A 10,917-nucleotide genomic window follows, 5' to 3' on the forward strand; every position below is an offset into this window, starting at 1 on the left:
CACACAACCTCCTCTTCCAGCCGCGCCCTCGGCCGGCTGGCCCCCGCCCGCACCCCCCCCCCCGCCCACCCCGTCTGCCCCGCCCCCCCCCCCCGGCGGCGTCGTCTCACCGCGCGTTGGGCACTTCATAGCCCAGTTTGCCGACCTGGTCCGGGCGCTGCGGCACCCGCTTGAGCTTGTCGGTATTCACTCCGTACTCGTCGCGCAGGCGCTCGGCCAGCTCCTTGTACAGCGTCTTGTCCATGTCGGGCCGACGGGCAAAGATCCACGCCATCTCGCGGCCCGGATAGCCGATCAGTGCCCAGGAGTAATCCGGCGCCACTTCCAGAACGCGCGAATGGGTCGGCACCACGCGGTAGAACCAGGTCCGCCAGCCATGGTTGCCGCTGTCCGGGTCGACGCTGGCACGGGCGCGGATCTCCTGTTGCGGTTCGCTGAAGCCGTTGCGGTAGCGGTAGGTGATGGCAACCTTGTGATCGTCGCGCAGCGCGTACTCGTTGACGCTGGCAACGTGACCGCGCTCGACGAAGTTCGGCACGCGGCCGATCACGTACCAGGTGCCCATGAAACGTTGCAGGTCGATCGGCGCGTTCGGATCGGGGGCGCGGGGCGCCGCGGCACGCGGCGACGGCGGATCGCTGGCAGCCAGCGCCGGGCCCGCCAGGGACAGGGCCAGCAGCACGGCGCAGAGCGGGCGGATCGAAGTCATGCGGGAGCGGGCTCCAGTGGGCTTGCACGCGCATGGTCGACTGTGTGCACGCGGTCCGTCAATGGTGTCGCAGCGTATGAGAAGGCCCTTGCCCAAGCTGTGTTGCATTGTCCACCGGAGAAACCCGCATGAGCGCACGCCTCACACGCCGCCCCTCGACTGAACGCGTCAGCGAACGCGCCGATCCGCGCCTGCTGCGGGGTGTACAGCATCTGGCACTGGCCGGCGTCGCACTGGTCCTGGTGTGGCCGGCCGCCCGTGGCAGCAGTGCCTGGCTGGGTTGGCTGCCCCTGTGGCTGATCGGCATGCCGCTGGTGGCCTGGTGGGCCTTGCTGCGCTGCCCATTGCCGTCGCTGCGGCGGCGGTCGTCGCGTCGTACCGGTGGACAGGCGCGCCGCCGCAGGGCAGCCGGCGCGCGCGGCCGGCGCGGCGCAACGGCGGCGGCCTGACCTTCGACACGGGGGGCGGTGTCCGGATCCGTGCTAGCGTTCCACGGCTTATGACTGCCTGGAGCTGCAATGTCACGACTCGCTTCCGCCTGCCTGCTGGCTGGCATGATGACCGCTGCCTCGGTGGGGACCGCCGTGGCTGCTGAAGATACCGACCGTTATGCCTGGCTGGAGGACGTCACCGGCGACAAGCCGCTGTCCTGGGTCAAGGAACAGAACGCCAAGGCCGAGGCGCGCCTGGCGCAGACTCCGGCCTTCAGGCAGATGGAGGCCAGCATCCGTGAGGTGCTCGATTCGGATGCCAAGATTCCCGGCGTGCAGAAGATCGGCGACTACTACTACAACTTCTGGAAGGACAAGCAGCACGAACGTGGCCTGTGGCGGCGCACCACCCTGGCCGAGTACCGCAAGGCCTCGCCGCAGTGGGAAACCGTGCTTGACCTGGACGCACTGAACAAGGCCGAGGGCGAGAACTGGGTCTGGCACGGCGCCGACTGCCTGCGCCCGGACTACAGCCGCTGCCTGATCGCGCTGTCACGCGGTGGCGCGGATGCCGATGTCACCCGCGAGTTCGATCTGTCGACGAAGCGCTGGATCGAGGATGGCTTCTTCCGTCCCGAGTCGAAGGGCGGCCTGAACTGGATCGATCGCGATACCGTGTTCGTCTACACCGATTTCGGTGCCGGCACCATGACCACCTCCGGCTACCCGCGCGTGGCCAAGCTGTGGAAGCGTGGGACGCCGATGTCGTCGGCCAGCGTGGTGTACGAAGGCAAGCCGGAGGACATGTACATCGCGGCGATGCACGATGACACCCCGGGCTTCGAGCGCAACCTGGTCAGCCGCACGCTGGCGTTCTACAACAATGAGGTCTACCTGCGCGGAGACGATGGCACGCTGACCAAGATCGATGCGCCGAACTCCGCCGAGAAGGGCCTGCACAAGCAGTGGCTGACCCTGGAGCTGCGCGACGCCTGGACCGTGGGCGGCAAGACCTACGCGTCCGGCTCGCTGCTGGCGACCCGGCTCGATGACTTCCTGGCCGGCAAGCGTGACTTCGAGGTCCTGTTCACTCCGACCGCGACCACCTCGCTGGCCGGTGCGACCTGGACCAAGAACCACCTCGTCCTTAACGTACTGGACGATGTGAAGAATCGCCTGTCCGTGCTGACCCCGGGCGCCAATGGCTGGCAGAAGAGCGCGTTTGTCGGCGCGCCGGCATTCGGCACTCTGGCCGTGGGCGCAGTGGACAGCGACGACAGCGATGCGGTCTGGCTGACCGCCACCGACTATCTGACGCCGACCACCCTGGCTTTGGCCGAGATCGGCAAGGCACCGGAAACGCTGAAGACCATGCCGGCCTTCTTCAATGCCGAGGGCAAGGTGATCGAGCAGCACTTCGCCACCAGCAAGGATGGCACCCGTGTGCCGTACTTCGTGGTGCATGCCAAGGACATGAAGCTGGACGGCTCCAATCCGACCCTGCTGTACGGCTACGGCGGTTTCGAGATTTCGCTGACACCCAGCTATTCCGGTGGCATGGGCCGCGCCTGGCTGGAGAAGGGCGGTGTGTACGTGGTCGCCAACATCCGTGGTGGCGGTGAGTACGGCCCACGCTGGCACCAGGCGGCGCTGAAGCAGAATCGTCACAAGGCCTACGAGGACATGGCCGCGGTGGCACAGGATCTGGTCAAGCGCAGGATCACCAGTGCCAGGCACCTGGGCGTGCAGGGCGGCAGCAACGGCGGCCTGCTGACCGGCAACATGCTGACGCAGTACCCGGAACTGTTCGGTGCGGTGGTGGTGCAGGTTCCGCTGCTGGACATGAAGCGCTACAGCCACCTGCTGGCCGGCGCGTCGTGGATGGCCGAGTACGGCAACCCCGATACCAGCGACTGGGAGTTCATCAAGACCTTCTCGCCGTACCACCTGTTCGACGCGAAGAAGAACTACCCGCCGGTGCTGTTCACCACCTCCACCCGCGATGACCGCGTGCACCCGGCCCATGCCCGCAAGATGGCGGCGAAGATGATCGATGCCGGCAAGGATGTGACCTACTACGAGAACATCGAAGGTGGTCATGGCGGCGCAGCCAACAACGCGCAGGCCGCGCACATGGCGGCCCTGGCCTACAGCTTCCTGTGGGAGCGCCTGGGCGGTAAATGACGAAATGAAAAACGCCGCCCCCGGGCGGCGTTTTTCATGGGCGGCGCTGCGCGCTCGCCGGGCATGGCCCGGCGCTAGCGGAAATGTTGCAGCCCGCGCGCGATGCGCTCCACCGCTTCCTGCAGCCGCGGTATTTCCTGGGTATAGGCCAGGCGCACATGCTGGTTGGCGCGGTGGAAGCCGAAATCCAGGCCCGGGGTGAACGCCACATGCTCGGTTTCGAGGAAGTGTGCGCAGAACGCCTGGGCATCATCGGTGAACGCACTGACATCGGCATACAGATAAAACGCGCCCTGCGGCTCCACCTCGATGCGGAAGCCCAGCTCGCGCAGCGCCGGCAACAGGAAATCGCGACGCTGGCGGAAGGCCTCCCGTCGCTGTTCGAAGATCGCCATCGATTCATCGGTGAAACAGGCCAGGGCTGCATGCTGGGCGATGCTCGACGCACTGATGTACAGGTTCTGCGCCAGCTTCTCCAGTTCGGGCACCGCTGCGGGCGGCGCCACCAGCCAGCCCAGGCGCCAGCCGGTCATGCCGAAGTACTTCGAGAAACTGTTCAGCACGAACGCGCTGTCATCGACCTGCAATACGCTGGCGGCGTCCACGCCGTAGGTCAGGCCGTGATAGATCTCGTCCACCACCAGGTGCCCGCCGCGTGCGTGCAGTGTGCGTGACAGCGCCGCAAGTTCATCGGCCGACAGCACCGTGCCGGTGGGGTTGGCCGGCGAGGCGACGAGTGCGCCGACGCTGTCCGTGTTCCAGTGCTGTTGCACCAGCGAGGGTGTGAGCTGGTAGGCGGTCTGTGGACCGACCGGGACCAGCTGTGCGGCACCTTCCACCAGGCGCAGGAAATGCCGGTTGCAGGGATAGCCGGGATCGGCCAGCAGCCAGTGCCGGCCCGGGTCGACCAGCAGGCTGCTGGCCAGCAGCAGCGCGCCGGAGCCGCCAGGAGTGACCAGGATGCGTTCCGGATCCACATCCAGCCGGTAACGGCTGCGATAGAAACCGCTGATCGCCTGGCGCAGCGCAGGCAGGCCGCGTGCGGCGGTGTAGCGCGTGTGCCCGGCGGCCAGGGCCGCCTGGCCGGCACGCACCACCGGCCCGGCCGTGGTGAAGTCCGGTTCGCCGATCTCCAGGTGGATGACATCGTGGCCGGCCTGTTCCAGCGCCTGCGCGCGGGCCAGCAGGGACATCACGTGGAACGGAGCGATTTCATGGCTGCGCCGGCTGTAGACCGGCGGGTGGGGCAGGGTACTCATGCGCCCATGGTACGCCGACCGCTGCCGGCGGGTCCGCACCGTGACGACCTGCAGGGTTGTGGTGCCGACGGGATTGGGGTCAGATCGCTGTTCGGGGAAGGGAACCGATCCCGTCGAAGACCATTGCATTGAAGCGCCTGGAGCCTTATCTCATGAAGTCCACCCTCTGCCTGTTGCTCGCCAGCCTGATGACCAGCACCGCTACCGCCGCCCCCCTGCCTGTTCCGCCGGACGCCGCCCGGCATCCGCACGAGGTCAAGGCCCCGTTCGGCGCGACCCGCAACGACGACTATTACTGGCTGCGTGACGACAAGCGCGCGAACAAGGACATGCTGGCCTACCTGCAGGCCGAGAACGCCTATGCCGACCAGGTGCTGGCGCCATTGAAGCCGCTGGAAGACGCGCTGTACAAGGAAATCGTCGGCCGCATCAAGCAGGATGATTCCAGCGTGCCGGCGCGCGAGCGCGGCTACTGGTACTACAGCCGCTTCGAGACCGGGCAGGACTACCCGATCCACGCACGCCGCAAGGGCAGCATGGATGCCGCCGAAGAAGTGCTGCTGGATGTCAACGCAATGGCCGCCGGCAAGGGCTACTTCAATGTCGGCTCGATGGAAGTCAGCCAGGACAACCAGCTGCTGGCCTGGGCCGACGATGACGTGGGCCGTCGCCAGTACACGATCCGCTTCAAGGACCTGCGGACCGGGCAGGTGCTGCCCGACGTGATCACCGGCAGTTCCGGCGACCTGGTCTGGGCCGACGACAACCGCACCGTGCTGTACGTCGAGAACGATCCGGAAACGCTGCTGACCGTGCGCGTGAAGAAGCACGTGCTGGGCACCCCGGCCAGCGCCGACACCGTCGTCTACGAAGAGAAGGACGACAGCTTCTACATGGGCATCGGCCGCACCCGCGACGACCGCTTCATCACCATCGGCGTGCACAGTACCGTGTCGTCGGAAGAGCGCTACGCGCCGGCCAGCGACCCGACCACGTTCACCGTGCTGGCGCCACGCCAGCGCGACGTGGAGTACGACGCCGACCACTACGATGGCCGCTGGGTGATACGTACCAACGACAGTGCAAAGAACTTCAAACTGGTCACCGCACCGACCGATGCCACCTCGCGTGCGCAGTGGAAGGACTGGATCGCGCATGACGATGCGGTGTTCATCGAAGGCTTCGAGCTGTTTGATGGCTTCACCGCCATTGCCGAGCGTTCCGAAGGCCTGGAGCGCATCCGCCTGCTGTTCAAGGATGGCCGCAGCGACTACGTGAAGGCCGATGAGCCGGCGTACTCGATGGGCCTGGGCGACAACACCGAGGCCGATACGCCATGGCTGCGCTACGTCTACACCTCGATGACCACCCCGACCACCGTGTTCGAGCTGAACACCGCCACCGGCGAGCGCCGCCAGCTGAAGGTGCAGCCGGTGATCGGCTATGACGCATCGAAGTACGAAACCGAACGCGTCTGGATCACCGCGCGCGATGGCGTGAAGGTGCCGGTGTCGCTGGTCTACCGCAAGGGCTACCAGAAGGACGGCAAGGGCGCGCTGTTCCAGTACGCCTACGGCAGCTACGGCATGTCGATGGACCCGTACTTCAACCAGACGGCAGTGAGCCTGCTCGATCGCGGCGTGGTGTATGCCATCGCCCACATCCGCGGTGGCCAGGAGATGGGCCGCGACTGGTACGAGAACGGCAAGCTGCTGCACAAGCAGAACACCTTCAACGACTTCATCGACGTTACCCGTGGACTGGTGGCGCAGGGCTGGGCGGCGAAGGATCGCGTGGCCGCGTCCGGTGGCAGTGCCGGTGGCCTGCTGATGGGGGCGGTGGCCAACCAGGCGCCGCAGGACTACCGGGTGATGGTGGCGCAGGTGCCGTTCGTGGACGTGGTCACCACCATGCTGGATCCGACCATCCCGCTGACCACCAACGAGTACGACGAGTGGGGCAACCCGGAGCAGAAGCAGTACTACGACTACATGCTCTCGTACTCGCCCTACGACAATGTCAGGAAGCAGGATTATCCGGCGCTGTTCGTCGGTACCGGCCTGTGGGATTCGCAGGTGCAGTACTGGGAACCGGCCAAGTGGGTGGCCAGGCTGCGCGACGACAACACTGGCCATTACCCGATCCTGTTCCGCACCAACATGGAGGCCGGCCATGGCGGCAAGTCGGGTCGCTTCCAGCGTTACCGCGAGCTGTCCGAATCGTATGCCTTCGTGCTGCAGCAGCTGGGTATCGCAGCACCGTGATTGCGGCGGGGTGCCGGGCGTTGCCGGGCACCCCGAACCGTTATCCTTGCGAGCATGAGCCTGCCTGAACCGCCTGCCGCCCAGGACGCAGCCCCGACCCGCCGGCCGGTGCGTTTCCGCTGGGCATGGTGGTTGCTCGCCTATGTCAGTCTCGGCACCGGCATTGTCGGCATCTTCGTGCCGGGGCTGCCGACAACCGTATTCATCCTGATCTCGGCATGGGCCGCCTCGCGCGGCTCCGAGCGGCTGCATGCCTGGCTGCTGCAGCATCCGCGCTTCGGGCCGGCCATCAGCAACTGGCAGGCGCATGGCGCGGTCAGCCGCTACGGCAAATGGATGGCCACGATCACCATGGCGGTCTGCGCCGGGATCATGCTGTGGTGCGTGCCGATCGCCTGGGTGAAATGGTTTTCCATCGGCAGCATGACCGTGGTGGCGATCTGGCTGTGGACGCGGCCGCTGCCGCCGCAGGACTGACCCTTCCGCCGGGCATGGCCCGGCGCTGCCATGGGGGCCGTACCCTCCACCAACCGCTCAGCCGGCAGTGGCTATACTCGGGGCATGAAGATTCCCCATCGAAACGCCATCCTGATTCCGCTGGCAGCGGCCTCGCTGCTGTTCCTGTCCGCCTGCGGCAACAAGGGCCCGCTGGTGCTGCCGCAGAAGCCGGTGCCGGTGGAAGAGACCGTCGAGCCGGCCACCGATGCCGACGGCGAAGCCACCCCGCCTGCCACCCAGGACACGGGTGACGGCAGTCCGTCGGTGACCCCGGACCCGGTGAAGAAGGTGGACGACGGGAATGAGTAAGACCGGTTCCACCGCGCTGCGTTTCAGCAAGATGCACGGCGCGGGTAACGATTTCGTAGTGATCGACCTGCGCGACGGCACCGCGCCGCCCACGCCACAGCTGGCCGCGCGCCTGGCCGACCGCCACACCGGCGTGGGCTGCGACCAGATCCTGACCATCGAGGCCCCGCGCGTCGAAGGCTCGGTTGCCTCGTACCGGATCTGGAACGCCGATGGCTCCAATTCCGAGCAGTGCGGCAACGGCGCGCGCTGCATCGCGGCCTGGCTGGTGCGCGAGGGCAGTGCCCAGGGCGATGCATTCGTCATCGACAGCCCACTGGCCAGCCATGCGGTGCAGGTGCTGGGCCAGGGCCAGTATGCGGTGACCATGGGCGTACCCGCATTCGAACCTGCCAGCGTGCCGCTGGTCGGCTTTGCCCACCCGCGCGAGGAGTATCTGCTGCCGCTGCAGGGCGAGAGCGTGCGGTTTGCTGCGGTGTCGATGGGCAATCCGCATGCCGTGATCGAGGTGGGCCTGATCGATGCGGCGCCGGTCGAGCGCGTCGGCGCGCTGCTGCAGCAGCATGCCTCGTTCCCGAAGTCGGTGAACGTGGGTTTCACCCAGGTCATCGCGCCGGACCACGCGCGGTTGCGCGTGTTCGAGCGGGGCGTCGGCGAGACCCTCGCCTGCGGCAGCGGCGCCTGTGCAGCCGCAGTCACCCTCATGCAGCGCGGTCGCCTGCAGCGCGATGCACGCATCAGCCTGCCCGGCGGCGAACTGCGCATCCAGTGGCCGGGCGAGGGGCAGCCCGTGGTGATGGCCGGCCCCACCGCATTCGTCTTCGAAGGGGAGTGGATCGCATGACTGAGACCGTCGACAAGCTCGGGGCCCATGAAGTCGCTGCCTGGTTGCGGCGCCATCCGGCCTTCCTCAAGCAGTTTCCGGACCTGGCGCTGACCCTGGTGGTGCCGCGCGATGACGGCCCGACCGCATCGCTGGCCAGCTACCAGCTGGAGCTGCTGCGGGAAAAGAACCGCGAGCTGGCGCGACGGTTGGCCGATCTGGGCGCGACCGCCCAGGTCAACGAACGGCTGGCGGTGCGCACCCACCAGCTGACGCTGGCACTGATGAAGCAGGGCAGTGCGGCCGATACCCTGCGTGCGATGGCCGCCTCGCTGCAGGAGGATTTCGCGGGTGATCTGGTGCGGCTGGTCGTGCACATGCCGGTGGCCGGGCTGGAACAGGCCGAATGGCTGCAGGTCATCGCGGCCGACGATCCACGCCTGGGTCCCTTCCGTGATTGCCTGAAGGACGGTGAGCCGATCTGCGGCCGCCTGCAGCCGGAAAAGAACGCGGTGCTGTATGGCGCGCGCAGTGAGGAGGTGCAGACCACCGCCCTGCTGCCGCTGCCGGGTGTCGGCCTGATCGCGGTCGGCAGCCATGACCCGAACCGCTTCTACCCGGGCATGGGCACGCTGTTCCTGCGCATGATGGGCGAGGCCCTGGCCACCGGCCTCAAGCGCTTCCAGGACTGAGCGGAGCGCGGCGGCGATGAGCGCGGTCATGGCGTTCCTGCAGCACCTGCAGGTGGAACGGCGGATGTCGGCGCATACGCTGGACGCCTACCGTCGCGACCTGGATGCACTGGCGGCATGGGCCGAGCCGCGGGGCGTGCCGGTGGAGGCGCTGGATGCTGACGCCGTGCGACAGTTCGTCGCCGATGAACATCGCCGGGGCCTGTCGGCCAAGAGCCTGCAGCGGCGGCTGTCTGCCTGCCGCAGCTTTTATGCGTGGCTGCTCAGGCATGGCCGCATCGAGGTCAGTCCAGCGGCCACGCTGAAGGCACCGCGAGCGCCGCGCAGGCTGCCGCAGGTGCTCGACGCCGATGAAGCAGTGCAACTGGTCGAACTGGAACCGGAAGGCGAGCTGGGGCGACGCGACCGCGCGCTGCTGGAGCTGTTCTATTCCTCCGGCCTGCGCCTGAGCGAGGTCTGCGCATTGACCTGGCGTGACCTGGATTTTGCCAGCGGACTGGTCAACGTGATGGGCAAAGGCAACCGCCAGCGTCGGGTACCGTTCGGCAAGCCGGCGCGCGAGGCACTGCTTGCGTGGCGCAGCGAAAGCGGCGGCGCCCCGGCCACCCCGGTGTTTCCGGGCCGCAACGGGCCGATCAGCCAGCGCGCGGTGCAGATCCGCATCCGCCAGCTGGCGCAGCGGCAAGGGCTCTTCAAGCACGTGCATCCGCACATGCTGCGGCACAGCTTCGCCAGCCACATCCTCGAGTCGTCCGGCGACCTGCGCGGCGTGCAGGAACTGCTGGGGCACGCCGACATCGCCACCACGCAGATCTACACCCATCTGGATTTCCAGCACCTGGCCAAGGTCTACGACGCTGCGCATCCGCGCGCCAAGCGCCGCCGGTAGCGCCAATCCACGCCCGGCGGCAGTGGTAGCGCCGGGCCATGCCCGGCGGATGCAGCGGCCGCTGGCGCCCGAGCCCTGAACGGCAGCCATCCGCGCAGGCTTGATCGGCCCCGGCGCTGTCCCCATGTCCCGGGAACAGCTATCGGAGGCCGCATGGACCCCAGTCAGAACCCCAACGTTTTCCACGCCACCACCATCGTCTGCGTGCGTCGCGGCGAGCATGTGGCCATTGCCGGCGACGGCCAGGTCACGCTCGGCCACACCGTGATGAAGGGCAATGCGCGCAAGGTGCGCCGGCTGGGTCGCGATGGCCAGGTGCTGGCCGGTTTCGCCGGCGCGGCCGCCGATGCCTTCACCCTGTTCGAGCTGTTCGAGGCCAAGCTGGAAAAGCACGGCCAGCTGCAGCGTGCCGCCGTCGAGCTGGCCAAGGACTGGCGCACCGAGCGTCGCCTGGGCAAGCTGGAAGCACTGTTGGCCGTGGCCGACAAGGAAACCTCGCTGATCATCAGCGGTACCGGCGACGTGATCGAGCCGGAAGACGGCATCATCGCCATCGGTTCCGGCGGTTCCTACGCGCTGTCGGCGGCCCGCGCGCTGATGGCGCACACGGCGCTGGATGCGCGCACCATCGCCAGTGAAGCGATCAACATCGCGGGCGACATCTGCATCTACACCAACCGCAACGTGGTGGTCGAGGAGCTGTGACGCTCCCTGATCCGCCGGGCATGGCCCCGCGCGACCCGCCGGGCCGTGGGGGTGAGGGGGGATACAAAACCCAATAGTGAGCCCAAACAAGTGGAAGATACAAATTTAAAACGCCCCCCAGACGCCCCCCCGGAAGCTGGAGGGGGTGGCTACG

11 protein-coding genes and 1 pseudogene are annotated in these 10,917 nt (G+C 67.3%); 9 read left to right on the forward strand and 3 right to left on the reverse strand.

Features of this window, described 5'->3' with window-relative positions:
* Window positions 1-106: 106 nt before the first annotated feature.
* On the reverse strand, window positions 107-709 hold the full coding sequence (locus tag ACVOMM_RS18395) for a lipocalin family protein (protein ID WP_053519815.1): 603 nt from the start codon (window positions 707-709) through the stop codon (window positions 107-109).
* 128 nt (window positions 710-837) lie between these two features.
* Here ACVOMM_RS18395 and ACVOMM_RS18400 point away from each other — a divergent pair, with 128 nt between their 5' ends.
* Window positions 838-1,158, forward strand: a complete 321-nt coding sequence (locus ACVOMM_RS18400; RefSeq protein ID WP_053519814.1) for a hypothetical protein — start codon at window positions 838-840, stop codon at window positions 1,156-1,158.
* Between the two features lie 69 nt (window positions 1,159-1,227).
* The gene (locus tag ACVOMM_RS18405; RefSeq protein ID WP_053519813.1) at window positions 1,228-3,324 is read left to right on the forward strand and encodes a prolyl oligopeptidase family serine peptidase; all 2,097 of its coding nucleotides are present in this window, start codon (window positions 1,228-1,230) and stop codon (window positions 3,322-3,324) included.
* Window positions 3,325-3,398: 74 nt separating this feature from the next.
* On the opposite strand, the gene ACVOMM_RS18410 is transcribed toward ACVOMM_RS18405, so the two are convergent.
* Together ACVOMM_RS18410 and ACVOMM_RS18415 are read right to left on the reverse strand one after the other, a co-directional pair.
* The gene (locus ACVOMM_RS18410) at window positions 3,399-4,583 is read right to left on the reverse strand and encodes a pyridoxal phosphate-dependent aminotransferase (protein WP_128990383.1); all 1,185 of its coding nucleotides are present in this window, start codon (window positions 4,581-4,583) and stop codon (window positions 3,399-3,401) included.
* A 145-nt stretch (window positions 4,584-4,728) separates the two neighbouring features.
* Window positions 4,729-4,794: pseudogene (locus ACVOMM_RS18415) on the reverse strand (hypothetical protein); the annotation flags it as partial.
* On the opposite strand from ACVOMM_RS18415, the gene ACVOMM_RS18420 reads away from it, so the two are divergent.
* The 7 genes from ACVOMM_RS18420 (at window position 4,772) to hslV (ending at window position 10,763) form a co-directional block, all read left to right on the forward strand.
* On the forward strand, window positions 4,772-6,847 hold the full coding sequence (locus ACVOMM_RS18420; RefSeq protein ID WP_428992939.1) for a S9 family peptidase: 2,076 nt from the start codon (window positions 4,772-4,774) through the stop codon (window positions 6,845-6,847). The pseudogene ACVOMM_RS18415 and the gene ACVOMM_RS18420 overlap by 23 nt on opposite strands.
* A 54-nt stretch (window positions 6,848-6,901) precedes the next feature.
* Window positions 6,902-7,324, forward strand: a complete 423-nt coding sequence (locus ACVOMM_RS18425; RefSeq protein WP_053520181.1) for a YbaN family protein — start codon at window positions 6,902-6,904, stop codon at window positions 7,322-7,324.
* Between the two features lie 84 nt (window positions 7,325-7,408).
* Window positions 7,409-7,654, forward strand: coding sequence for an LPS translocon maturation chaperone LptM (lptM, locus tag ACVOMM_RS18430; protein ID WP_053520180.1), 246 nt, complete (start codon window positions 7,409-7,411; stop codon window positions 7,652-7,654).
* Complete coding sequence (gene dapF, locus ACVOMM_RS18435; RefSeq protein WP_065175178.1) at window positions 7,647-8,498, forward strand: diaminopimelate epimerase; 852 nt, start codon at window positions 7,647-7,649, stop codon at window positions 8,496-8,498. Before lptM ends, dapF begins: the two co-directional genes overlap by 8 nt.
* The gene (locus ACVOMM_RS18440; RefSeq protein ID WP_053520178.1) at window positions 8,495-9,169 is read left to right on the forward strand and encodes a DUF484 family protein; all 675 of its coding nucleotides are present in this window, start codon (window positions 8,495-8,497) and stop codon (window positions 9,167-9,169) included. The genes dapF and ACVOMM_RS18440 overlap by 4 nt, the downstream gene beginning before the upstream one ends.
* 16 nt (window positions 9,170-9,185) lie before the next feature.
* Window positions 9,186-10,058 (forward strand): tyrosine recombinase XerC, encoded by an 873-nt coding sequence (xerC, locus tag ACVOMM_RS18445; RefSeq protein ID WP_053520177.1) that lies wholly within the window; start codon window positions 9,186-9,188, stop codon window positions 10,056-10,058.
* 153 nt (window positions 10,059-10,211) lie between these two features.
* The gene (hslV, locus tag ACVOMM_RS18450; protein ID WP_053520176.1) at window positions 10,212-10,763 is read left to right on the forward strand and encodes an ATP-dependent protease subunit HslV; all 552 of its coding nucleotides are present in this window, start codon (window positions 10,212-10,214) and stop codon (window positions 10,761-10,763) included.
* Window positions 10,764-10,917 lie beyond the last annotated feature (154 nt).

The sequence above is a fragment of the Stenotrophomonas sp. STEN009 genome, assembly GCF_056760395.1.